Annotated in this window: 13 protein-coding genes; 10 read left to right on the top strand and 3 right to left on the bottom strand. The window is 34.4% G+C overall.

The annotated features are described in order from the left end of the window. Nucleotides 1-418 precede the first annotated feature (418 nt). From B0A81_RS01490 to B0A81_RS01475, 4 genes are all read left to right on the top strand, one after another. A complete protein-coding gene (locus tag B0A81_RS01490) occupies nt 419-1,432 on the top strand; it encodes a LacI family DNA-binding transcriptional regulator (protein WP_089056361.1) in 1,014 nt (337 codons plus the stop codon). A 275-nt stretch (nt 1,433-1,707) separates the two neighbouring features. After that, the gene (locus tag B0A81_RS01485; protein WP_089056360.1) at nt 1,708-5,049 is read left to right on the top strand and encodes a SusC/RagA family TonB-linked outer membrane protein; all 3,342 of its coding nucleotides are present in this window, start codon (nt 1,708-1,710) and stop codon (nt 5,047-5,049) included. A gap of 30 nt (nt 5,050-5,079) precedes the next feature. Continuing rightward, nucleotides 5,080-6,645: a SusD/RagB family nutrient-binding outer membrane lipoprotein gene (locus tag B0A81_RS01480; protein ID WP_089056359.1), complete on the top strand. Its 1,566-nt coding sequence runs from the start codon at nt 5,080-5,082 to the stop codon at nt 6,643-6,645. A gap of 334 nt (nt 6,646-6,979) precedes the next feature. Then, nucleotides 6,980-7,750, top strand: a complete 771-nt coding sequence (locus B0A81_RS01475) for a hypothetical protein (RefSeq protein WP_089056358.1) — start codon at nt 6,980-6,982, stop codon at nt 7,748-7,750. A gap of 236 nt (nt 7,751-7,986) precedes the next feature. Here the strand turns inward: B0A81_RS01475 and B0A81_RS01470 are convergent, their stop codons facing one another. The 3 genes from B0A81_RS01470 to B0A81_RS01460 all read right to left on the bottom strand — a co-directional run bounded on the left by B0A81_RS01470 (nt 7,987) and on the right by B0A81_RS01460 (nt 12,359). Further along, nucleotides 7,987-8,955, bottom strand: coding sequence for a M20/M25/M40 family metallo-hydrolase (locus tag B0A81_RS01470; RefSeq protein ID WP_089056357.1), 969 nt, complete (start codon nt 8,953-8,955; stop codon nt 7,987-7,989). A 72-nt stretch (nt 8,956-9,027) separates the two neighbouring features. Then, nucleotides 9,028-10,359 (bottom strand): alpha-L-fucosidase, encoded by a 1,332-nt coding sequence (locus B0A81_RS01465; RefSeq protein WP_089056356.1) that lies wholly within the window; start codon nt 10,357-10,359, stop codon nt 9,028-9,030. Nucleotides 10,360-10,685: 326 nt separating this feature from the next. After that, nucleotides 10,686-12,359 carry a GLPGLI family protein gene (locus B0A81_RS01460; protein ID WP_089056355.1) on the bottom strand — a complete coding sequence of 558 codons (1,674 nt, stop codon included), beginning with the start codon at nt 12,357-12,359 and terminating at the stop codon, nt 10,686-10,688. Nucleotides 12,360-12,794: 435 nt separating this feature from the next. Here B0A81_RS01460 and B0A81_RS01455 point away from each other — a divergent pair, with 435 nt between their 5' ends. From B0A81_RS01455 to B0A81_RS01430, 6 genes are all read left to right on the top strand, one after another. Then, a complete protein-coding gene (locus B0A81_RS01455; RefSeq protein ID WP_089056483.1) occupies nt 12,795-13,535 on the top strand; it encodes a GntR family transcriptional regulator in 741 nt (246 codons plus the stop codon). 6 nt (nt 13,536-13,541) lie between these two features. Continuing rightward, nucleotides 13,542-16,208 carry an ROK family protein gene (locus tag B0A81_RS01450; protein WP_089056354.1) on the top strand — a complete coding sequence of 889 codons (2,667 nt, stop codon included), beginning with the start codon at nt 13,542-13,544 and terminating at the stop codon, nt 16,206-16,208. A gap of 203 nt (nt 16,209-16,411) precedes the next feature. Then, nucleotides 16,412-17,830, top strand: a complete 1,419-nt coding sequence (locus tag B0A81_RS01445; RefSeq protein ID WP_089056353.1) for a sugar porter family MFS transporter — start codon at nt 16,412-16,414, stop codon at nt 17,828-17,830. A gap of 245 nt (nt 17,831-18,075) precedes the next feature. Beyond that, nucleotides 18,076-19,590, top strand: a complete 1,515-nt coding sequence (locus tag B0A81_RS01440; protein WP_089056352.1) for a sulfatase family protein — start codon at nt 18,076-18,078, stop codon at nt 19,588-19,590. Nucleotides 19,591-19,603: 13 nt separating this feature from the next. Continuing rightward, nucleotides 19,604-22,948, top strand: coding sequence for a glycoside hydrolase family 38 N-terminal domain-containing protein (locus B0A81_RS01435; RefSeq protein WP_089056351.1), 3,345 nt, complete (start codon nt 19,604-19,606; stop codon nt 22,946-22,948). Nucleotides 22,949-23,312: 364 nt separating this feature from the next. Continuing rightward, nucleotides 23,313-25,703 carry a GH92 family glycosyl hydrolase gene (locus B0A81_RS01430; RefSeq protein ID WP_089056350.1) on the top strand — a complete coding sequence of 797 codons (2,391 nt, stop codon included), beginning with the start codon at nt 23,313-23,315 and terminating at the stop codon, nt 25,701-25,703. Nucleotides 25,704-25,865: the final 162 nt, after the last annotated feature.

Genomic DNA, 25,865 nt, shown 5'->3' with positions numbered 1-25,865 from the left:
AACTTTTAAATGGAAGTAATCGTTTTTTGATGAAGCAGATAAAATAATGAAAATGAAATCTTCAAAAAAAATTACATTTATTACATAATAGGAATTTGTTAAGCAGAATTTGGATTAACATATATTTATGTTAAATAATTCACAATAACACTGATTTTTTTCTTCATTTTTTTGAAGTTTTAATTTTTCTCAAATTTTGATGTTTTTTAAGTGTTTGTCAGAAAAATAATATTCATTTAATCTATTGTGTTTGTTTTATTTGAGGGCAATTAGGAGTAAAATTAAGTTATACTTTTTTTAAATGTTAAAAAAGTCATTTTGCTGCAAAAAAAAATACTAAAACGTTTTTGTAAATCGTTTTATTAAAATATATTTGTTTTAATAAATTAACTAAGGTTTAAGATAAACTTAACGTTTTATGAAAAAAAAGATCACTATCAAAGATATCGCTAAGGCGGCAAATGTATCGGTAACTACGGTTTCATTTGTTCTTAATGATAAAGGTGAGAAGATGGGGATAAGCAAAGAAGTGATCAAAAAAGTTATTAAGGTTAGTGAAGAAATGAAATTTAAACTCAATATGATCGCCAGCAGTTTGAGAACTGGTAAAACAAGATCGATTGGGCTTATTGTAGAAGATATTTCAAATCAGTTTTTTTCTGATTTAGCAAGAGTAATAGAGAGAGAAGCAATAGATTTAAATTATAGAGTTTTTTATTGCAGTACAGGTGGGAATGATGAACGTGCGGTTGAATTGGTTAATAGTTTATTGCAGGCAAATGTTGACGGTTTTATTATCACACCAACCGAGAATATGAAATCTACTATAGATAGATTGTTAGAATTACAATGTCCGGTGGTTTTGGTCGATCGTTATTTTGAAGAGCAGGATGTGAGCCATGTAGTACTTGATAATTTTGAAGGAGCAGAGACGGCAACGCATTATCTATTAAAAAAAGGATTTAGAAAAATTGCATTTGTAACCAATTCTTCGCAATTGATTCAGATGAGTTTGAGAAAGCAAGGTTATACCAAAGCATTAAAAGAAGTAGGATTATATGATGAATCTAAAATTCTAGACTTAGAGTATCATATTAGTGAAGAAGAACGAATTGAAAAGATCTCAGATTTTTTGAGTAATACAAGTGAAATTGATGCTGTTTTGTTTGGAGCAAATTATCTGCTTCTTGCTGGATTACAGTCATTAAGTAAGCTTGGATTGAAAATTCCTGTTGATAAAGCAGTTATTAGTTTTGATGATCATGACAGTTTTAGACTTCATTCTCCATCAATTACTGTTTTATCACAGCCAATTGAAGAGATGGGAAAAAAAACAATCAAATTGTTGATGAAGCAAATGAGTGACGGCAGCAATTATAAGGTTGTAAAAGAAAAGAAAAAAGGAAGTTTGACAATAAGGGAATCGGTTTAAAAATTGCACCCTTTTTTTTAAAGAATATCACTAAAACGATATAGTTGAATTAGTAAGCAACTCAAGAGAGCTAAACAAATTATTAAATAAAAAAAAGACGCTTATGATGTAAAAGAAATAGAAAAATGTTATTCAGGAAACTTAAATTATTACTAAATGCTGAAAGGGTAAATTAAGTAATATAGAATTAAAGGTTTTAGTATTTACTATTTTTTTAAAATTCGGAACCTTTCAATTTAAACAAAAATTAAAACCAAACCAAACTAATATTAATTATGAGAAAACTGTTATACAAATCACTGTTAGTTTTTCTAATGGTATTGTGCTACGAAGGAGTTAGTGCACAAAATAAAACAATCTCCGGTGTAATTACAGACAACGCAAATCTTCCTATTCCTTCTGTTATTGTTAAGGAAAAAGGAACGAAACAAGAAACGCTTACTGATGAGAATGGAGCATTCAAGATTTCAGTAAAAGAAGGTGCCACAATCATCGTAAGTTCGATTGGGTTTAAAACAACAGAATTAAAGGCTGTTGACGGAATGCAAGTTAAGCTGGCAAGCGCAACAAATGAACTTGAAGGAGTTACAGTTACCGCTTTAGGGCAGACTAAAAAGAATAAAGCAATTGGTTATGCAACAAGTATAATTAAAGCTGATGCGATCACAAAAACAGCATCTCCAACGATTGCTAACTCTTTATATGGTAAAGCGCCGGGTGTTCGTATTACATCTACACCGGGAGGAGCTGGAGCAATCAATATCCAGATTCGTGGAATCAACTCTATTACAGGTAGAAATCAGCCGCTTATCATTTTAGATGGTGTGCCTATTCGTGATGGTGAGGTTAATAACAATGACTACTGGAATCAACAACGTATAAAAAATAATGGTTTAGCAGATATTAACCCTGAAGATATTGAAAATATCTCTATTCTTAAAGGTGCATCTGCAGCTGCATTATACGGTTCTGAAGCTGTAAATGGTGTTGTATTGATTACTTCTAAAACTGGTAAAGGAAAAAAAGGATTAGGTGTTGATTTTAATACTAGTTATTCTGGTAATGAAATTGCATACTTACCAAGATTTCAATATGAAAGAGGTCCAGGATGGGCAAATCCGAGTTTTTCTTCAGGATATTTAGCACCGGACGGTTTTGCTCATTATCCAGATTCAACTGTTAGAGGAGTTTCTAATAGTGGTAATAATTACGGTCCTTGGTTTGATGGTCAGCCTGTTTTGAGCTGGGATGGTGTTGTACGTCCATATTCTGCCCAGAAAGATGGATACAAAAATATGTTCCAAAACGCTTGGGATGCCACAACAAACATTGCGCTTACAAATAATACTGAAAATAGCAGTACTCGTTTTTCTTACACACATATTGAATCAGAAGGTTTGAGTATGGGAAATAACAATAAGAAAAACAACTTTAACTTAAATGCATCATTCAAAACTGGTAAATTGAAAACGGATGTTATTGTAAGTTATATGAATCAAAATATTACGAACCGTACTTTTGCTATGGATCGTTTGGTTAATAATTTTACTGGTATGCTTAGTCCATTTGATAATGGAGATTGGTATAAAGCTAAATATAAAACAAGTTTAGGGTATAAATATGTTACGGGTGAAAAAACTCAAAGTTTAACTCCAGGCGAAAATATTTATCGTAATGGTTTCAGATCTGATATTGCTGATTATTTTTGGAATACAAATGCTAAAAGACAAACTGAGGTTACAAATCGTTTGATTGCTAGTGTTACTGAAACGCTTTCTATTACTAAAGATTTATCATTACGTGGTCGTATTTCGACTGATTTAAGTTCTGTAAATATTGAAAACAAAAATCCGGTAGAAATACCTTTGATTTATGAATTTGGGAACGAAGGAGATCGTTCAGGTTCTTTTGCGATGGAGGGACAAGATTATAATATTCTTTATGGTGATTTATTGGCGACCTACAATAAAAAAATTAATGAGGATTTTGGTGTAAATGCTGTTCTTGGTTATTCTGGTTCAAGAGAAACTTATAGAATGTTATCTCGCTATACAGATGGAGGTTTAAGTGTTGAAGGATGGTATGATCCCAAATCATCTATAGGTATAGCTAAAAGCGATTCAAGAAGGGAAGAGACTGTAAAAGACGCTATATTTGGAACCTTGAGCGGTAGCTTTAGAAATTATTTGTTCATTGAAGGAACAATCAGAAGAGACCGTACTTCTACAATGAACCCAGACAACAATGCCTTTACTTATCCTTCGGTAAACACAAGTTTTGTATTGTCTGATGCAGTTACATTACCAGAATTTATCAGTTATGCAAAAATGCGTGGTTCTTGGGGTATTGTGGGTAACTACCCAGATCGTTATCGAGCAAACGTTGCTTTCGATCAAAATACTTTAGGGACGCAAGGAACTCCAAAACCAGTATTAATTACAACTTCTCAGTTTGATAAATATGGAAATGAAGGAATTAAGCCTGAAATGAAAAACGAGTTTGAGGTTGGTTTTGAAACTAAGTTCTTTGACAGAAGATTAGGGTTAGACTTTTCTTATTACAATGCAAAAATCAAAGATCAAATTCTTGATATGACTTTAGCGCCAACCACTGGAGCAAGTAAGATATTAGCAAACGTTGGAGAGTTGAGTAACAAAGGATTTGAAATTGCTTTAACAGGTTCTCCTTTCAGAACTCAAGATTTTTCTTGGGACGTAACTTTAAACTGGGCTAAAAACATCAATAAAATTGTAAAATTAGCTAATGGTGCAAGTGAATTATTACATGCTGATTATGATGGATCTGCAGCTCAATTAAAATCTGTTGTAGGTGATCCAATGGGAGGTATTTATGCGCACCCAATCAAAACAGATGCAAGTGGTAAAAAAATGGTAGACTCTGATGGTTATTATATGCTTGATGGTGACAAATGGGAAAAATACGGATCAGCAATGGCTAAAGGTGTTGGAGGTTTGTTAAATTCATTTACGTACAAAAACTTCACATTAGATGTAAATATTGATTATTCTTACGGAGGTTATTTGATGCCGACAGGTATTAATTGGATGACCGCTAGAGGTTTAACAGAGGAATCGTTGAATTATAGTACAAATGAACGTGGAGGTTTAACTTACTACAATGTTTTTGATAGTAACGGTAATAGAACTGGAGGAGTTCAGGTTCCAAATTCTGCAACTACAGGTCCTGCTGGGCAAACATTATACCGTGATGGTATGTTAATGGATGGTGTAACTGCAGATGGTACGCAAAATTCGAATGTAGTTTCTCAGGCAGGTTATTATGCTTTAACTTATAACTGGGGTGGTCCGCAATACAGCAGCTCTCGTTATGAATTGTATATTCAAAAGAATGATTATGTGAAGTTAAGAGAGTTATCTCTTGGGTTTAATGTGCCAGCTAGTTATGCAAGTAAAATTGGAGCTACTAAATTAAGTTTGTCTTTCTTCGGACGTAATTTATTTTATATCTACAGAACCATTAAAGATATGGATGCTGAAGCAACTACTTCTGCATCTAGATGGGATAAAAACGTAAACAATGCAGGATTGACTCCGTCAACCAGAAGTTACGGAGTAATGTTGAGAGCATCTTTCTAATGCATAACTTATAATTAAAAAACAGACAACATGAGAAAATTATTATATATATCATTAACAACAGCAGCGATTTTCTTGGGCTCTTGTTCAGACAGTGATTTTGAAAATGCATACAGAGATCCATCTACAGTGACAACGACAACTGTACCAAAGCAATTTGCTGGATTCATGAAAATTAACTTTGAGGATGTTATCCCATCGTATTGGAACTACTTTACAGTAATTAGAACTACTTCTTTAAGTTATACTCAGGCTCACGCCGTTATTAATGGAACTGGCCGTTATGTTCCAGGGCCTGCCGTAAACGACAGATGGGTGAGGTATTACAAATTTATTGCCCAATATAGGGAGTTAGAAAAAGTAATGGCATCTTTACCTGCAGCTGAGCAAGCAGCAAATAGGATTTACAAAGTTACTTCTACTATTTATTTGTACGATCATACTTCAAAAATGATCGATAATTTTGGAGATATTCCTTTTTCTGAAGCAGGTAAGATTAGTTTGACTGGTGGTGATTATGACGCTGCTTTAGCTAAATATGATAACCAGACAGAGCTTTACATTAAGATGTTGGATGAATTGAAAGGTTTTTCTACTGAACTGAATACAATTACCTTGGCTGCTGGAATCGAAACGACATTTAAAAACCAAGATTTGATTAACAAAGGAAATCTGGTAATGTGGAAGAATTATTGTAACTCTTTACGTTTGAAATTGTTAAACAGAGTTTCTGCTGTTCCAGCATTTACAGCTAGAGCTAATTCAGAAATTGCAGAAATCATTGCAGAAGCAAAAATTGTTGATGAAAATTCAGAGAATATTGCCTTTAGAGTTTATAATCAAGATACTGATTTGGATACTTCGGGCTTCTTTGATGCTTTAGAGTCAGGAAATAATAATGTTGCTCCAAAACCAATGATCGATCATATGAATACAAACAATGATCCACGTAAGCCTTGGTTATTTGAAAAAGGAGCAAGTGCAACAACTTATGTAGGTCTTGATCCAATGTTGGCATCAGGAGCTCAAGATCAACTAATTTCTACTACGCAAATTGCAATTTACAATAGATCTGTGATCAGTAAAAACAAATGGTTACCTGGAACATTGATTAATGCTGCCGAAGTAAACTTGCTTCTTGCTGAGTACTATTCAAGAAATGGAAACGGTGCTGTAGCAAAAACGTACTTCGAAAAAGCGATTAGACAATCAGTTGAATACTATGTAAGATTAGGAGATAAAGCTGATGTTTTGACTTGGAAACCAACTACAGAACCTACAGCAGCTGAAGTTGATGCTTACATTACAAAAATTAATTTTGCAGGAGCAACAACAGCAGCAGATCAATTGAAGTTAATTGCTTTCCAAAAGTACATTCACTACAACATCATGCAGGCCGATGAATCTTGGGCTGAACAAAGAAGATTAAAACTTCCAGCACTTAGTTTCATGGAAGATGAAACAAGTACGATCAGAAAGACACCTCCAACTCGTTGGACATATCCAAACTCTGAGCGTGTTTATAATACAACAAATTACAATACTGTTAAAGACAAAGATAATTTAAGTACCAAAATTTTCTGGGACGTAAAATAATTTCATTTTTAATGTTTGGTTAGTAATTGGTAAACCCCAGATTCAGTGCAATACTGAAGCTGGGGTTTTTGTTTGAGGGAAATAGTGTTAAGCTATTGTTTGAAACTTAGAGAATAATATTGATAAAAAAATCATTGCTTTTAGAGACTATGTTTTTTTAACTATTAAATTCTTTTTTGAAATTTATTAAGTCCTAAACATGATTTGTTAATCTATTGGTTTGTAGTAAGATGATTTTTTTTAATGTAAGAATAGTTTTCTTTTTGTTTTTTTTATACAGAAAAGTTTTTTATCTTAGTTATGGATATTTTATTAACTAAAAACTTATTAAATTATGAAGTTATTTGCAAAATTTAAAGGATTAATGTTGTTTTTATTGTTGAGTTTTACATCAGTTTTTGCCTCTCCTCCTTCACCAAAAAATAGTAGGGACAAGGTAGAAAAAACGCCAATGAGTGTAATTGTTAAATTAGTCGATCTGGCTTATAATGACTCAATTAGTAAATTGTTGTTTGAGTATGAAGTTAAAAGAGTACAATCTGAGTTCGATACAAGTACTTCAGAAAGAGAAAATAGAATAAAAAACTTTCTCGAATTATCGAAAAAAGAAAAACTATCAGATGATGATATAAAGTATGTAGCTACCGAATTAGGTTTTAGTAATGTTGAAGAGTATACAAAATATTTAGATTTAGCTGCTGAACTGATTGCTAAATATGAAATAATGAAATTAGATAAAGAGAGCCAATTGGTTTTTTGTGAATTATTTTTTCACAAGCTAGTTGAAGAAATGAAAGGAAAAGGAAGTATTGTTTTCATTAAATTCAATAAAAACATGGAAGCTATAGAAAGATTATTCCCACCAGCATGTAAGAAATGTGCTTGGGATTATGGGGAATGTATGAAAGGTTCTACATATAGCTTAAATACAAGTTTTTCTTTTTCTCAGGCAAGGACCATGGGAAGTATTATTAGTAGTGGAGATCAGCTTACTACTACTGCAACCTCGACAACTCAAGGTATTTTTTTATATACGAGTTGGTCGTCATCAGCCTGTAGTGGTCTTTATCATAATTGCTTAGCAGGCTGTGACTACAACAACTAGACCTAAATAAACAATAGAGTTTTTAAATAGAGATGATTCAGCGGTTACAAGTTATTCTTGTCGCCGCTTTTTTGTTTTTAAAAACAGTATGATAATCTATTACATTAATTAAGTATGCTATTATTTAGAAATACATTTTAAACTAAATTTGTTTAATGTCAAAAAAATCTGATGAGAAAAAAAAAACATTTTATTTTACGTAATCTAAAGATTAAAAGTATAGATTATAAAAAAAATTAATTCTGCTTAATAAAAGTTAAAGGCTGTTCGTAATTTGCAATCGAAACCAGCGCATTATAAATGTATTTAGAAACTAAAGCGCCGCCTTCGCTGTTAATTAAAGCAGTATCGTCTTCTGGTGTGTGATATTGTGGATGCCCGCCTGTATGTAAACCTACAGCCGAAATATCATTTTTGTAGAATGTAACATGATCAGAACCGCCAACATCACCGGCAAAGACAACTGGATTTAGTCCGCTGCCTTCACCTAGTTTTTTCATCAATTCAACTCCATCAGGAAAAGTTCCTGCACCGCCCATATAGAGTTCTTTTTTATCGTTTAATCTTCCAACCATATCCATGTTGATCATTACTTTAACAGCATTTTTAGCTACAGGTAAGTGATTTACAAAGTATTTTGAGCCCAATAAACCTTCTTCTTCAGCGCTGAAAGAAATAAAAATAATACTTCTTTTAGGAGCAGTTTTACTATGGTGAAATTCTTCTAATATCGACAAAAGTGCCGAAACACCAGAAGCATTATCATCAGCTCCATTGTGAATCGCCAGCGTATCTTTTTTCTTGCTGCCAGAACCTTTTCCGCCCCATCCCCAATGGTCGTAGTGCGCACCAATAACGATATATTCGTTCTTCAAATTTTCATCTGAACCTTCAAGATATCCAACAACATTTTGTGTAGATACACTGTCTGATTTTATTTTATTAATATCAGGTTTCATGAATATCTTAAAAGGCTGATAATAGCTGTTATTGAATTTTTTTAATCCAAATTTTTTGAAATACTTTTTAATGTAAGCTGCAGCTTCGTTGTTGCCTTTTGTTCCTGCAAGACGACCTTCCAGTTTATCTGAAGCCAAATAAGTATCGTGCTTAAGAAATTTCTCAGCAGAAAATGTAGATTGTGCAGTTCCTTTTTCAGCCGCTATAAAAGCAACTGCAGTAAAGAGAATAACTTTTTTAAACATGTTTGTAATAATTAATTTTTATGATATTGAAAATAAGCCCATAAAATTCAATGATCTTATGAGCTTATCGAATTATTGTATCTGTATTTCGATTATAGTATCAATTGCATCGATTTTTACACCATTTAAATACACAAATGTTCCTTCAGGTTGCTGTTTGAATTTCAGTTCTTTTTTGCTGTCCATCAAATAACACTTTTTAATTTTTTGCTTCATTTCAGGAATAAAAATATAATCAGCTTGATTAGGAGCTTTGATAATGTGTGCAAACCAAGTTTTATCTTTCGCAGTAAATACACCCCAATCCTGTGGCTTCATTACGTTGCCTCTCGTTCCGTAAATTGTATGTCCGTTTTTACTCATCCAAACTCCAATTTCTTTTAATGTTTCTACGAATTCAGGCTGAATAGTTCCATCTGCCATTGGTCCAACATTCAAAAGGAAATTAGCATTCAAACTAGCAGCATTGATTAAGTAGTGAATCAAATCTTTAGTCGATTTGTATTTTCGGTCATTGATATTAAATCCCCAAGAATTATTCATCGTTTCGCAAGTTTCCAAAGGTAATTGAGAAACGGATTGTCCGCCAAATCCTGTCGAATTTCCACCTGGTAAATCTTTCTCAAAAGCTTGAAAATCTTCGCCCTGAATAGGCGTAAGATGATGATTGTTTGAAATTAAACAATTAGGCTGCAAAGTATGAATCAGTTTGTAAATATCGTCGTAATGCCAGTTTACTTTCGATTGTAATGTTTTATCAGTATCATTATCCAATTGATCCCAATGACCATCAAACCAAATACCGCCAATTTCTCCATAATTAGTCAGCAATTCTGTTAATTGACCTTTCATAAAGCGAATATAGCTTTCCCAATCACTTTTTTGAGTTCTGCCTGTTCCTTTTCCTGTTTTTCCTGTTTCGTATTGATAATCAGATCTAGTCCAGTCTAAAAGCGAATAATAGCAAAATAATTTGATTCCTTCCTTATGGCACTCATCTGCCAGTTCTTTTAATAAATCTCTTTTAAAATGCGTATTTGTAATTTTCCAATCCGATAATTTAGTGTCAAAATTGCTAAAACCATCGTGGTGACGCGTAGTAAAAGTAATGTATTTCATTCCCGCACTTTTCGCAATGCCCACCCATTTTTTGGCATCAAAATCCTGTGGATTAAAAACATTAACCAACCTTCCGTATTCAGTTACTTTGATATTTTGATTGTTCATAATCCATTCGCCGTTGCCCAAAACGCTGTATGGACCAAAGTGAATAAACATACCAAATTTATCGTCCTGAAATTCTTTCCTGTTTTTTAGATTTCCTTCAGTAGGAGTGTAGGTTTGAGCCATTATTGGCGTTAAGCTCATCGAGAAAAACAGCAGACAAAGTGTGATTTTTTTCATGTTTTTTGAAGTTAGGTGGTTTGATAGTAAAGTTTTAATAGTAAAAAATAGAATTAACTCGTTTGGCGTAATTGTTTTAACACATAGAAACATAGTTTTGGAGTACTTAAAAAAGGCGTTTCACTTATTTAAAATGCACATAGTTGTTCTATGTGAAAGAAATGTATTTCTTTTTTGTCACCTCTTGTAGATATAAAATCTATGTTTCTATGTGTTTAATTTTTTAGGAGTTACATCCAACGAGTTAATTTTAATTTCTTTAAGTTTAAATATAGAAAGACTTCCCTTTAATCAGTAAGTCGATATTATCTAAGTTTAACTATCAATTACCTCTCTCCAACCAAAAATCCCGAAACATTCCATGCGCTGCTGCTCGTTCCTTCTGGTTTTCCCATCGGAATAGAAACACGAATAGTGTGTTTTCCAGGTGTAAGATTTCCTAAATCAATTAAATTCGGATTAGTTGTTGTTCCCGGACACCAGTTAGAACGGCTTAAATCTGATGATGATAAACCATTGCCAAAATTACCCGAAGCAGGATTACTCAATCGGTAAGAGCCACAATCGGTACGCCAAGGTGTGAATGCAAACACTTCTTTGCCATCAATAAAAATAGAGTTCTTTTTCTGTAAAAACTCATCACCGTTTTCCCAACCGCCATGACCAGTTGTGGTGTAACTTAATTTAAAGTTTTTATATCCTTGCGGAACTTCAAATGACATTTCGAGACCTTTTTCAGTATCAAACATAGTAGCATAATCTTGTCCAGCCATTTCCATCACATTAAGTGTATTGAATAAAGGCAGGATAAAATCGCCTTTTTCATTATTATCTTCTCCCTCATGAATCGAAATATTCAAACTCGCTTTGTGTCCGCCCGCATCATAATTACCAATAAACATTCCAATGTAAACCTCCTGATTGCTCAATTTTGGCTGTAATAATGAAATGTCTTGACGATAGAAAACACTGTCTTGCCAAACCTTATTTTTAAGCTGCAAATAGTTGAAGTGTTTGACACCAAACGGAGTAAAAAAGCGCATCAATTCTAGCAATGGCGCATATTCATCTGTAGCTGCAACACCTTGGTATTTTTTACCATTTCCGTTTTCATAAACTGGCAGCGTTTTAGCGCCATTCTTTAATCCGTCAAGAAAAGAACTTTTTTTATCCATTGGAATCATAAAAACAGAGCCGGTTCTGTCGTAAGCATCACCATTAGATTGCTGTGTTACATCAACAAAAATGGCGCTTCCGTTTTTTATTTCTGGAAATTTTACTTTTCGAACAATAATAGTACCGCTTGCAAATCGGAGAATGCTGTCATTTGATTTTGAATCAGACGAAAAGTTTATTTGCTCTTTTTCGAAAACTGGAATATTAGTAAAGCGGCTTTTCCATAATAAGTCTTTATATGTCAGCTGATCAACAGTTTGTACAGCTGGTATTTTTAAAATAGCAGGAACAGTTTTTAGAATCTCGATTTTTGAAGCTGTAACAATAGAATTACCGTTACGATTAGTTTCTAGAACCAAACCTAAATCCTGTCCAAGAACACTTGGTCCGCCTTTTAAACCTAATTCATTCGTATACCAAATTTCTATTTTATTTGAGTTTACAGATGTTGTAGCTTTTTTGCACGTATAATTCAGGATTTTTTTAGTTTCATTGCTAAACTCAAATTTTTGTTTTCCCAACGCTTCACTGTCTTGACCAAGAATTGATTTATTTGCTTTAAGCTGCGCCCATTGCAAAATAGTTTTAGAATTGAAATTTACAAAAGTCTGCTCAAAAGGTAAATCTGCTTTTTGCTGCGTAATCTTATCAGATGTTACTAAACTTAAGTCTTTAGAAGCAAACAAAAGTAAAGCATCTTGGTTTTCGCTGATTTTTCCGTTATAGCTTCTTTGGTAAGTAACTTTAATTGCTTTGGCTGTTTTTTGAGCAAAAGACATAGTGGTTGTACAAAAGATAAAGAGAGCAAATAATGTTTTTTTCATGTTATGGTTTGTTTGGTTTATTTGTGCTTCTGGTTTAATCCTGAGGAACTGAAATGGTTAGTTTAAAAATGAAATAAAGGACAGTTTACTAAATCGATTTAATGAAAATCACAAATAGATAATGAAAACAGGAGTGAAATTGTAGTTTCATTGTGTGTTGTGAAAGTGGAAAATAGAGAAGTATAACTGAACTTATATCGTTTTTTGCAAGAAGCTAAGATAGAAAATTTTAGGTTCTAATAGGAACATACTAACTTTTTTTAGTAAAAAAATGTTCAAATTTAGATTCATTACTTGATAATCAGTGAATTTGCTATATCGTTTTAGGAGAAAAGACTTTTTACTAAAAATGTTTAGTAATCAATTAATTACATTTTTTAGAAAATAATTTTGTTCGTAATAAAAAACTATTACATTTGTCATATGTATGAACATATGAACAAAATACCGTTATTAGATCACGACAGTAAAATTCCGTTGCACAAACAAGTGGAAGAACTGCTTCGCGAATTGATCAAACATCCCGATTTTAAAGATGGAGAGTTATTTCCAAAAGAAGTGGATTTGGCTAAACGCTGGGGGATTTCTCGTAATACGCTTCGTCAGGCAATTGCAATTTTGGTAAATGAAAAGCTGTTAGTGCGAAAAAAAGGCTCAGGAACGCGAGTTTCTCAAAATCGAATCACCACCAATCTAAACAACTGGATGAGTTTTACTCACGAGATGGAGGATATGGGATTAGAGTTTAAGAATCTTTCTTTGAATGTAGAGATGGTTAAAGCTACTGCCAAAGTTGCTAAATATCTGCAAATTAATGAAGGTGACGAAGTCTTGCTATTACAGCGTACAAGAAGTATTGATGATAGTCCGATGGTTTATTTCGAATCTTATTTTCATCCAAGAATTGGACTTTCTGTTGATGAGAATTTTGAAACGCCATTATACGAGATATTAGGTAATAAGTACAATGTAGTTCCTGTGTATTCGCAAGAAGAATTAAAAGCTATTGCGGCAAGTAAACGTATTGCAAGTCTATTAAAAATTGAGAAAAATCAGCCTGTTTTAGAAAGAAAGAGAGCTGTTCTTGACACTGCCAGAAAACCAATTGAGTACAACATTTGTTACTACCGAAACGACTGGTTTACCTATACAATAGAAATCAAACGTACGATTTAAGACAGAATGAAGCAGATAGGAATTGATGTAGGCGGAAGTCATGTTACAGTAAGCGTTATCGATAAGAGTATTGTTAACGAACAAACGCAGACTTTAATTAGAAAGGAAATCAATTCAAAAGAAAATGCATCCAGTATTATTTCTGTGCTTAGCAGTTCGATAGAAGAAGCTTTGATTGAATCCAATAATATTGATACGATTGGAATTGCTTTTCCAGGACCTTTTAATTATGAAAAAGGGGTGAGCGAAGTTTTGGGAGTTGGCGGAAAGTTTGAAACCACTTTTGGAATCCATATTCAGCAGGCACTAAAAAATAGTACAGGTTTAAAAAATGTTCCTTTTGTTTTTGCAAACGATGCAGATTGTTTTGCCGAAGGTGCTTATTTCCGTCACAACTTAAGCAGCGCAAGAACTGTTTTTGTGACTTTAGGAACTGGATTTGGTTCTGCTATAATGTTAGATGGCGAGCTAATTAAAAAACATGCTGACATTCCAGAAGGCGGCGCTTTTTATAATCAGCCTTTTTTAGAACAAAAAGCCGATGATTATTTCTCAGTCCGCTGGCTTTTGGCAGAATACAAAAGACTTTCTGGCGAAAATATCAAATCGGTAAAAGCAATTGCAAATTTAAATACTGAAATTTCAAAAACAGTTTTTGCCAATTTCGGTCGAAATATGGGAACATTTCTTTTTCCTTGGTTTGAAAAATTTCGATGCGAAGAACTGGTAATCGGCGGTAATATTTCTAAAGCAAAAGCACTATTTATGCCCGCTTTAGAAGAAGCCTTTAAAGAATTAAAAATAAAAGTAAATATTATTTTCTGTGATGATGCCGAACTGAGTATTCTTAGAGGAGCGACAATTATTGCAGATAAGAAAAATAAAATACAAATGGAAAAATCTATTCAATCTAAAAGAAAAACCACACAACCTTTATTGCCTGTACAAGCTGTTATAAAAGAAAATGGAGAATACAATGTTTTTCCTTCTTTCCCTTCAAAATCTGAAGTTTTTGTTGGATTTGAGAGTTTGGCGAATCAAATAGCAGGACAAAAGATTGTTGTTATTGATGGATTTGGCGGCGTTCTTTGGGAAAATTTCAGACATCATTTAAATTCGGCTTTGATCGAAAAACAGAAAAATGTGCTTTGGTACGATATTGATTCCTGCTTAAAATCAAGTGAAGAAATTAATAAAATGATTGAGCCAAACCTTAATGGAAATGATCCTGTTTTTGGAAAAAAATATTTGGGAGAACTTTCTGATTTCTTCGAAGCCGAAAAATTAAATAAACTAAAGCCAGACACAAGTGCTGATATATGTATAGTTTACGGAACTGGAGCTTCATTGTCAAATTGGGAAGGACAGCTGATTTATGTTGACGTTCCAAAAAATGAAATTCAGTATCGAATGAGAGCGGGTTCTGCAAAAAATATTGGCAATAACGACACTTTAGCTTATTCTCAGATTTATAAAAGAATGTATTTTATAGAATGGCCTGTTTTGAATATTCACAAAGAACATTTACTTCCAAAAATCGACATTATTATTGACGAACAACGTATTGATGAAATCACTTGGATGAAAGGAAGTGATTTTAGAAACGCATTGAATCTAATGCTCGAAAGTCCGCTTCGTGCGCGTCCGTGGTTCGAAGCAGGAGTTTGGGGCGGCGATTGGATGAAAAAGAATATTACTGATCTAAATCAGGACGAAGTAAATTATGCGTGGTCTTTTGAATTAATTAGTCCAGAAAACGGAATTGTGTTTGAGGGAAACAACCATTTGTTAGAAGTTTCTTTTGATTTTTTACTGTTTCAGGACAATAAAAAAGTGTTAGGAAAAGCCGCTGACCGTTTTGGGAATTATTTCCCCATTCGTTTCGATTATCTAGACACTTTCGATGGTGGGAATCTTTCTGTACAATGTCATCCGCGTCCAGAATACATTAAAGAAAATTTTGGAGAAGAATTTACACAGGACGAAACTTATTATATTTTGGATTGTGAAGATGATGCCGAAGTGTATTTGGGTTTTCAAGAAGATATTAATCCAGACGAATTTAAACAAGCATTAATAGAATCTCAAGAAAAAGCAGAAGAAATTGATATTGTAAAATACGTGCAAAAATTCAAAGCGCAAAAGCACGATTTATATTTAATTCCGAACGGAACTATTCATGCTTCGGGCAAGAATAATATGGTATTAGAAATAAGCAGTACGCCTTATATTTTCACCTTTAAAATGTACGATTGGGTTCGTCCCGGTTTAGACGGAAAACCTCGTCCGATCAATGTAGAACACGGATTCAAAAACGTTTATTTTGATAGAAAAGGAGAAAGAGTTGAAAGAGAGTTTATTTCGAAACCAACTGTAAGTAAAGAATTTCCGAATGGCAAAAAAGTAAGTCTGCCTACTCACGAAGAACATTTTTATGCTGTTGACCGCTACGAATTTACAGGAGAAATAGAAATCGAAACTTTAGGACAGTGTCATATTTGTATGCTTGTAGAAGGTGATATTGCTGAAGTAAGCGCAGGACAAAACAGCCAAAAATTCAAATATGCCGAAACTTTTGTCATTCCGGCAAATGTTCCAAAATACAAAATCAATCATATAAGCAGTAAAAAAGCTTTTGTAGTGGTTTCGTATGTAAAAGATAACTGGTGTTAACACAATTGGCTTTGTGAATTGTCACCCTGAGCGAAGTCGAAGGGCGTTCTAATTGGCACGTGGGCTTCGACTCCGCTCAGCCTGACAATGACTTCGCCTGACAAATGAATATCTAAAATCTATGTTTCTATGTGTTTAAAATTTATTTGTTGAATTAAGAACTCAACATCAACTATAACTACTATCAAAGAACCAAAACTATTATGAAAACCAAAGGAACCAATTATTTCATATCGCTCATAACGCTCATTGCAGCATTAGGAGGTTTTTTATTCGGTTTTGATATGGCCGTTGTCAGCGGAATTATCGAACCATTAAAAATGCAGTACAACTTATCATCAGCACAAGAAGGATTGTTTGTTTCCTGTGCTTTATTAGGTTGTATTGTCGGCGTGGCTTTTTCAGGTTATTTAAGTGACAAAATTGGAAGAAAAAAAGTATTGTTCGTTTCAGCCATATTGTTTTTAATCAGTGCAGTAGGCTTTGCATTTTCAGAAGAATATCCAATATTAATTTTATTTCGTGTTCTTGCCGGAATGGGCGTAGGAGTAGCCTCGAATGTTTCACCGCTTTATATTTCAGAAGTAGCTCCTTCTCATAAACGCGGACAATTGGTTGTATTTTATCAACTAGCCATAACCGTTGGAGTTTTAGCAGCATATATCAGCAATTTTTTCCTTCAAAAGTATGCAGTCTCACATTCCGCAGAAGGTCATGGTTTACTTCATTGGTTGTTTGTTGAAAATGTCTGGCGCGGAATGTTTATTGTTGGTGTAATTCCTGCCGGAGCATTTTGCTTGTTATTACTTATAGTTCCAGAAAGCCCGCGCTGGTTGGTGCAATTCGGACTCGATGAAGAGGCTTTTAAAATACTAAATAAAATAAATGGAAACGAAAAGGCTCAATTAGAACTGCATTCTATTAAAGAAATGGCCAGTCAAAAATCTGGAGGTTACAAAGAATTACTGCGGCTGCCTTTGCGTAAATTATTGGTTTTGGCGATGGTGCTTACAGCGTTATCACAATTTAGCGGTATTAACGGAGTAATTTTTTACGGGCCTACAATTTTAAAATCAGCTGGAATTGTAACTAGTGATGCATTGTTTTACCAAGTAATATTAGGGTCGGCGAATGTACTTTTTACATTTGTAGCCATTTTTAAAGTCGACAGCTGGGGACGAAGACCGTTGTATATTGTTGGTTCATTGTGTGCTGCCTTTGCATTGGCTTTAACAGGTTTTTGCTTTATGATGAATATTACAGGATGGTTTATGCTGTTTTGTATCATCTTATTTCTTTTGTTTTTTGCCTTCTCTCTTGGACCATTAAAATTTGTAATCTCAACCGAAATTTTTCCAACACATATTAGAGGAACAGCCTTGTCAATATGTATTATGACGATGTGGGTTTCTGACTGGATTGTAAATCTGTTGTTTCCTATAATGAGAGACGGATTGGGTATAGCAGCAACATTTTTTATCTTCTCATTCTTCTGTATTCTTTCTTTCGCTTATGCAAAAAAGAAACTATTTGAAACCAAAGGAAAAAGCCTAGAAGAAATTGAAAAATCTTGGAATTTAGATGTAAAAGCAGAAGGGCTCAAAGAAATTGAGAAAGCATAAATTGTATTTAGAAAAATATTAAACACATAGAGATATAGATTCTATGTATAAAAAGGGGGGACAAAGAAAAAAACATTTCTTTCACATAGTCACCAGCTATGTATGTTTTTAATAAGTGAAACGCCTTTTTTAAGTAATCAATCCCGATAGCTATCGGGAATGTCTCTATGTGTTTAGAAGAATTGCACGCAACGGGTTAAATCAATAATTTACTATTTACAGTCTCATTTTATACTTTAAATATTATGAAAAAGAACGTACTACTATTTATACTTTTAGTTTTTAACCTTACAACTTGGGCGCAGCAAAAGCCCAACATAATTGTAATTTATGCAGACGATTTGGGTTATGGTGATTTAAGCTGCTACGGCATGTCGAAAATCAGCACTCCAAATATTGATAAACTGGCAAAACAAGGATTGCAATTTTCTAATGCACATTCGACTTCAGCAACTTGTACACCTTCTAGATTTGGATTGCTTACAGGCAAATATCCGTGGAAACAAAAAGGAACTGGAATAGCTCCAGGAGACGCTTCATTAATTATTCCCACGAATAAAGCGACTCTTCCCTCAATGCTTCAAAAGGCAGGTTATACTACGGCTGTAATTGGTAAATGGCATTTAGGATTGGGAAAGAACGGAATTGATTGGAATAAAGAAATTAAACCCGGACCAAAAGAAGTTGGTTTTGATTACTCGTTTATTATGCCTGCTACTTTAGATAGAGTTCCGTGTGTTTACGTAGAAAACGGAAGAGTAGTAAATCTTGATCCAAAAGATCCAATAACGGTTAGCTATAAAGAAAAAGTTGGCAATGATCCAACAGGTAAAGAAAACCCAGAACAATTGCGAATGAAACCTTATCCAAATCAAGGACATAACGAAACAATCGTAGACAGTATTAGCCGAATTGGATATATGAGCGGCGGTCATAGTGCATACTGGAAAGATGCTGATATTGCTGGTGATATTACAAAAAAGGCAATCAGTTTTATATCAAAAAATGCTTCAAATCCTTTTTTCCTGTATTTCGCAACCGGCGATATACATGTACCTCGTTATCCTCATAGTATGTTTCGCGGTAAAAGCGGAATGGGACTTAGAGGTGATGCCATATTACAACTGGATTGGACAGTAGGCGAAATAGTGAAGGCATTAGAAAGTTTGAAACTTACCCAAAATACGCTGATAATTTTCAGCAGTGATAACGGACCTGTAGTAAATGACGGTTATATGGATAAAGCGGTTGAAATGTTAGGAAGTCATAAACCTGCAGGACCATTACGCGGAGGAAAATACAGTGCGTTTGAAGCAGGAACTACAGTTCCGTTTATCGTAAAATGGCCTGAAAATGTACAGGCTGATAAAAAGACATCTGTATTGTTAAGTCATGTAGATCTATTTTCTTCGTTAGCAAAACTCACAGGACAACCATTGCAAAACGATGATGCTCCAGATAGTTTTGATATGTTGACACAACTAACAGGGAAATCTAAAAAAAATCGATCTTATTTAATTGAACAAGGAGGGCCGTTATCGATCATTCAAGGAAAGTGGAAGTATATCGAACCTTCAAAAGGACCTCGTGTTGATCATGATGTAAATATTGAATTAGGCAATGATCCACTGCCTCAGTTGTATGATTTGAGTAAAGATAAAGGAGAGAATAACAATCTTGTATCTCAATATCCTGATGTGGCGGCAAATCTTTCGGCGTTACTAAAATCCAGTAAAGAATTGGAAATAACAAGACCATAATTGATTAAAACATATGAATTTTAGAAAACAAAATAGCAGTAAATTATTCCTTTACCTTTCACTGATTTTCGCCGCGCAATCTCTTTTTGCTCAAAAAGAAGTTCCTTTTTTTGGAAAAATTAATTGGGTTAATGGTTTTGCAAAAGAAATTACAGGAGAGAATATTACGTATAATTCGGCTTTTCAAGATTATGCAACTGTTGCACTTTTAACGAGAACGACAGACGGAAATAAAACAATAGAATGGGAAACAGCTTCTGCTCCAAAAGTTATAAAAGACGATTACGTATATTTCAGCTGGGTGGCAGGACATTCGTCAGGATCAAGCAGCGGAGACAGAAATTTTGATTTGTACGTGGACGGAAAAAAGATTCTGACTTTTACAACGTTACCTAAAAATCAAAAGACAAACTGGATTTTTAAAGCAGATGATGGATCGGCATTAGCATTTCAACAAATAAAATTAGATGGTGCAAGCGATTCTCAAGGATATGCATTCTTGCGTCTTCCTGTCAATAAAGTAAAACCTGGACAATCTGTTCGAATAAAAATTGTTGGTCAAAAGCAAAACAGCAACGATTGGTTTATGACTTTCAAATTTGCATTTGAAGAAAATGTAAAAGTTACTCCAATGCCTTTTCTTCTAAAAAATGGCACACAAACGCTTGCTTTAAGTGTCTTGCATTTTGGTAAAGACGAAACTGTAAATGTAAAAATCAACGAAAGAGAAAACTATACCTATACGGCAAAAGACGGAATGAACAATTTTGATATTCCGATTGCGGCAGTTACAAAAGGCGAAAATATAAAAGTTCAGGTAAAGCTTGCAGGCAAAACTTTTATAGATGACTTTTTTGTTGTTAAACCTATTGTTTACAGAGAATTTCACTTACTGCATCATTCACATACTGATATTGGTTATTCGCATTTACAGCCTGAGATTGTAAAAGTGCACAATAAAAATATTGATGATGCACTCGAAATGATCGAAAAAACAAAATCATATCCAGAAGAAGCAAAATTTAAATGGAATATTGAATCAATTTGGGCAGTCGAAAATTATTTGAAAATTGCGACACCGCTTCAAAAAGAGAAATTTACAGCGGCTGTAAAAAATGGCGACATTCTGCTTTCGGCATTATATGTAAATATGCTTACCGGAATGAGTCAGGCCGAAGAAATGTTTCATTACACAGATTATGCGGCTAAACTTCGTAAAGACTTTGGTTTTACGATAAACAGCGCAATGATTTCTGATGTACCTGGATTTGCTTGGTCAACCGTAACGGCACTTTCAAAAGGAGGCGTAAAATATTTCTCTATAGGTTCGAATTTTATGGGATTAGATCATCCGTATAGAGGAGACAGAGCGGGTCATTTTCTTAAAAACTGGGGAGACAAACCTGTTTGGTGGACGTCGCCTTCTGGACAAGATAAAGTATTGTTTTGGGCTGGAGCCAAAGGATATTCGTCATGGCACGGTATGCAGCCGGGCGATATTTATGAAAGAGGAGCCAAGAAAATTGCAGATTACTTAAATGAATTAACCGCCAATAATTATCCATACGATATGGTGCAATGGCGTTTTAATATTATTGCAGACAATGCTCCAATCGAACCTAATGCTTCTGATTTTGTAAAGAAATGGAATGAAAAATATGCTTCTCCAAAACTAATTCTCAACACTGCCGATAAAATGTTTGAAGCATTTGAGAAAAAATACGGCGATAAAATACCAACTGTAAAAGGTGATTTGACGCCTTATTGGGAAGATGGAGCACTTTCGACCGCTGAGGAAGAAGGAAAAAACAGAATCAACAGTTTACGTTTGCAGCAGTTAACGACGCTTTATACCATGTTGCGGCCTAAAAAGTACGATCAACAGAGTTTTTATGAAGCTTGGAGAAATATTATAATGTTTCACGAACATACTTGGGGAGCACACAATAGTATATCTGACCCAGATTCTCACTTTGTAACCGAACAATGGCGTATAAAAAAACAATTTATGCTTGACGCAGATGCAGAGATCAATGCATTAGAGAAAAACTTGTTTGAAACCATAAGCAATTCAAAATCCAAGAAAATTGCAGTTTTCAATTCATCATCTTGGAAAAGAACAGGATTAGTGCTTATTGAAACAACTGTAAAAGGAAAATCTGTAAAAGATGCAAACGGAAAAATTACACCATTACAGCAATTAAGCAACGGAAAATATGCTTTTATTGCTAGTGATGTTCCAGCTTTAGGAACTGCATTTTATGAAATTACAGATAAAACAAAATCGGACTTCATCAATCAATTTATTTTAGGAGATCATTCTTTGTCTAACGGAAAAATTGAGTTTGGCTGGGATAAAACCAACGGAAGTATTACAAATTTAAAAACGATTTCAGATTATAACTATGCGGGAGATTTCAATAAACAAGGTTTAAATAGTTACTGGTACGTTCCTGGTTTAAATCCAGAAGAAGTTCAAACAAATACAAATGTTCAGGTTAAAACGTTGGAAAACGGACCTGTAGTAACATCAGTTTCGATTACTTCTGATGCACCTGGAGCTAATAAATTGGAACGAATTATTTCGCTTTACAGCGGAAGTAATCAAGTATTAATACATAATATTTTAGACAAGAAAGCAATTCGTACCAAAGAAGGCGTTCATTTTGGATATCCATTCAATGCGCAATTGACAAAAACTACGCTTGATGCTGGTTACGGAACAATTGAGTTTTTGAAAGATCAATTGGCAGGATCAAATATGGATTTTCTTTATGGAAGAAGATGGCTGGATGTTTCTTCAGGAGATAAAGGAGTGCAATGGATGCTTTTAGAATCTCCTTTGGTCGAACCAAACAGTATGGTTGACGAACGAAAAGAGGTTGTTCCTAATTATAAAGAATGGAAAAAGACGGAGAAACCAACTTCTACATGGTTTTCATATGTAATGAATAATTATTGGCACACCAATTATAAAGCTGATCAAAGCGGCATTGTAAACTTTAAATACGCACTTCGACCTCATGAAACGACAGATAGAGCAGTAATGGAAAAAGAAGCGTCAGAGTTTACACAGCCATTGATTGCCATGACTGTAAAAGAAGATGTAAAACTGCCTGCAAATTTATTCGAGTTAACCAATTCTAGAATAGTAGTTACCAGTTTAACACCAAATCAAGATGGCACAATATTGATGCGTTTGTTCAATCCAGAACAATCAGAACAGCAAACCAAGTTTGTATGGAAATCTTTGCAGCCAAAAACAATAATAGATAAAACAACTGGTGAAGAAAAAGCAAATTCAGTTGAAATTAAAATGACTGGAAGCGGAGTTTCAGAGTTTATAGTGAAGATATAAAATTAACCCGCTGGGTTTAATTGCAAAAAAAATAATAATCCAACACATAGAAACATAGATTTTATGTCTAAAAAGGGAGATGAAAAGAAACATGTTTCTTTCACATAATTGGCTTTGTGAATTGTCACCCTGAGCGAAGTCGAAGGGCTTTCCAATTGGCACATGGGCTTCTCTCGAAGCCTCGGGATCGCTCAGCCTGACAAATGGTTATAAAAAACTATGTTTCTATGTGTTGGAAATAATTGCACACAACAGGTTAAAATCAGTTTAAACCAGCGTCTTTGCGACAGCGAATCCGCTTAATCCGTGTCAAAAATTAACCGTTGCAATTAAAAAAAATGCCTTGATATTAAATTTAAGATATATGAAAACAATTTCAAAGACAATACTATTGTTCGCAATGGTCATTTCGCTTTTTTCTTGCTCGGAGAAAAAGGATGATTTTAATGCAACAGCTTGGGTCGATCCGCAGATTGGTTCCGTGCACGGACGTTGGTTTTTTTATACGCCGGCTTCTCTGCCTTTTGGAATGGCGAAATTGGCTCCGCATACTAATGCGTATGGAAGCGGCGGAAGCTGGGCACCTTGCGGTTATGACGATAGACATAATTCGATTGAAGGATTTGGACATTTTCATGAGTTTCAAATTGGCGGTTTGGTGGCAATGCCAATAACTGGAAAATTACAGACTACGCCGGGAACTTTAGAAAAACCAGAAACAGGATATCGATCATTATTTGATAAAGAAGAAGAATATGCAGAACCGGGATATTATTCTGTTTTCTTAAAAGAATATGGAATAAAAGCAGAGTTGACAGCGACAGAAAGAGTTGGTTTTCACCGCTACACTTTCCCAGAATCTGCGGCATCACATATTATTTTTGATATTGGACATCGTCAAGGTGAAAGCAGCGGTGTTACCGAAGCCACGATGAAACTTTCTGGAAAAAATACATTAGAAGGAACAATAGAAACTTTTCCCGAGTATTTGAAATTCTGCGATCCTGAAAAGCGTGTAAAAATGTATTTTGTAATTCAGCTTAATAAAACGCCGCAGTCTTATGGTTCATTTGTAGAAGATAAAACGTTTGACGGTCAAAAGGAAACTAAGGGAATTGGAAACGGAATGTATATCAATTTCGCTACTAAAAAAGGAGAAGTTGTCGAGATGCAAGTGGGACTTTCGTACACAAGTATCGAAAATGCAAAATTGAATTTGAAAGCCGAAGCAACAGAACAAACTTTTGATGCCGTAAAAGAAACGGCTCACGAAAAATGGAATGAAAAGTTAGGTCGAATTAAAGTAGAAACGAAAGACAGTATTAATAAAGTAAAATTCTACACAGGTTTATATCACGCTCTTCTAGGACGTGGATTAGCTAGTGATGCTAACGGAAGTTATCCGAGACATGATGGCAAAATTGGTAAAATTCCGCTAGATGGAAACGGAAAACCAAAATACAATCATTACAACACAGACGGAATCTGGGGCGGATTCTGGAATTTAGGACAGCTTTGGGCATTGGCATATCCAGATTATTTGAGTGAATATCTTCAATCGAATATTGATTTCGCAAAAGAAACAGGTTGGTTACACGACGGAACAGCAGCTGGAGCGCACGCAAATGGCGTACAAACAAATTGTTTTGGTTTGATGATTGCGGCAGCTTATAATAGCGGAATTCGAGATTTTGATGTAGAAGAAGCTTATAAAATTGCCTATAAAAACGAAACAGGTTACAGCAAACGTCCTTTTGGTTCAGGAAAATACGACTTGGCTTATTTTGTAAAAGACGGATATATTCCTGCAAAAGATACCACACTTGCAAATGGCTGGGTGTTTAATTTTGGTGCCTCTCACACATTGGAATTTGCGTACACTTCTTACGGAGTTTCTCAATTTGCAAAAGCTCTAGGTAAGACCGAAGATTATAAAAAACTAACAAAACAAGCAGGAAACTGGAAGAATATTTTTGATCCTGAAACCAAGTTTATTCGTCCAAAGTATGAAAACGGAAAATTCATTGAAAACTTCAATCCAATGCAGGCTTGGAGAGGATTTCAAGAAGCAAATGCCTATCAATATACTTGGTATGTACCACAAGATCCTGCAGGATTAATCAAGGTTTTAGGTTTAGATTTGTTCAACAAACGTTTGGAAACTACGTTTAACGAAAGTCAAAAATCGACTTTTGGCGGAGGAAACGGAATTGATAGTTTTTCAGGATTAGAAATGCTTTACAATCACGGAAATCAGCCTTGTCTGCATCATTCATTTCTATTTAATTATTCAGGTAAACCTTGGCTTACACAAAAATGGTCACGCGCCATTTGCGAAGAATTTTATGGCGCTGAACCACTTCACGGTTACGGATTTGGACAAGATGAAGATCAAGGACAATTAGGAGCTTGGTTTGTAATGGCTTCAATGGGATTGTTTGATGTTCAGGGACATGCGGCAATGAATCCCACGTTTCAGTTTGGAAGTCCATTATTTGATAAAGTGACCATTAAACTCGATTCAAAATATTATAAAGGCGAAGAACTGATAATAGAAACAAAAAATAATTCGAAGAAAAACAAATATATCCAGTCAGCATCTTTCAACGGAGAGAAAATAGAAAATGCTTGGATTGATCGCAAAAAACTAACAGACGGCGGAACCTTATTTTTTGAAATGGGAGCAAAACCAAATACTAAATGGGGAACTATGACACCGCCGCCGTCAATGAATACAAGTGAATTTGGATCATAATTTTTTTTAAACACATAGAAACATAGTTTCTTTTTGGTTGTGTAAAGAAGGATACAAAAAGAAGCATGTTTCTAACAGATAGTACCGAAGCTTCGGGATCGCTCAGGGTGACAATTCACAAAGCAATTATGTAAAAAATATGTGTTTCTTTTTGTACACTTT

Origin of the sequence: Flavobacterium plurextorum (genome assembly GCF_002217395.1) — a bacterium.
GTDB classification, from domain to species: Bacteria; Bacteroidota; Bacteroidia; order Flavobacteriales; family Flavobacteriaceae; genus Flavobacterium; species Flavobacterium plurextorum.
The sequence above is the reverse complement of the archived record's forward strand: the minus strand, read 5'-3'. Positions and strand labels throughout refer to the sequence as shown.

Bases quoted from the DNA above. Each gene is read 5' to 3' on its own strand.
- B0A81_RS01490 (WP_089056361.1), top strand. From the start codon at position 419: ATGAAAAAAAAGATCACTATCAAAGATATCGCTAAGGCGGCAAATGTA.
- B0A81_RS01485 (WP_089056360.1), top strand. From the start codon at position 1,708: ATGAGAAAACTGTTATACAAATCACTGTTAGTTTTTCTAATGGTATTG.
- B0A81_RS01480 (WP_089056359.1), top strand. From the start codon at position 5,080: ATGAGAAAATTATTATATATATCATTAACAACAGCAGCGATTTTCTTG.
- B0A81_RS01475 (WP_089056358.1), top strand. From the start codon at position 6,980: ATGAAGTTATTTGCAAAATTTAAAGGATTAATGTTGTTTTTATTGTTG.
- B0A81_RS01470 (WP_089056357.1), bottom strand. From the start codon at position 8,955: ATGTTTAAAAAAGTTATTCTCTTTACTGCAGTTGCTTTTATAGCGGCT.
- B0A81_RS01465 (WP_089056356.1), bottom strand. From the start codon at position 10,359: ATGAAAAAAATCACACTTTGTCTGCTGTTTTTCTCGATGAGCTTAACG.
- B0A81_RS01460 (WP_089056355.1), bottom strand. From the start codon at position 12,359: ATGAAAAAAACATTATTTGCTCTCTTTATCTTTTGTACAACCACTATG.
- B0A81_RS01455 (WP_089056483.1), top strand. From the start codon at position 12,795: ATGAACAAAATACCGTTATTAGATCACGACAGTAAAATTCCGTTGCAC.
- B0A81_RS01450 (WP_089056354.1), top strand. From the start codon at position 13,542: ATGAAGCAGATAGGAATTGATGTAGGCGGAAGTCATGTTACAGTAAGC.
- B0A81_RS01445 (WP_089056353.1), top strand. From the start codon at position 16,412: ATGAAAACCAAAGGAACCAATTATTTCATATCGCTCATAACGCTCATT.
- B0A81_RS01440 (WP_089056352.1), top strand. From the start codon at position 18,076: ATGAAAAAGAACGTACTACTATTTATACTTTTAGTTTTTAACCTTACA.
- B0A81_RS01435 (WP_089056351.1), top strand. From the start codon at position 19,604: ATGAATTTTAGAAAACAAAATAGCAGTAAATTATTCCTTTACCTTTCA.
- B0A81_RS01430 (WP_089056350.1), top strand. From the start codon at position 23,313: ATGAAAACAATTTCAAAGACAATACTATTGTTCGCAATGGTCATTTCG.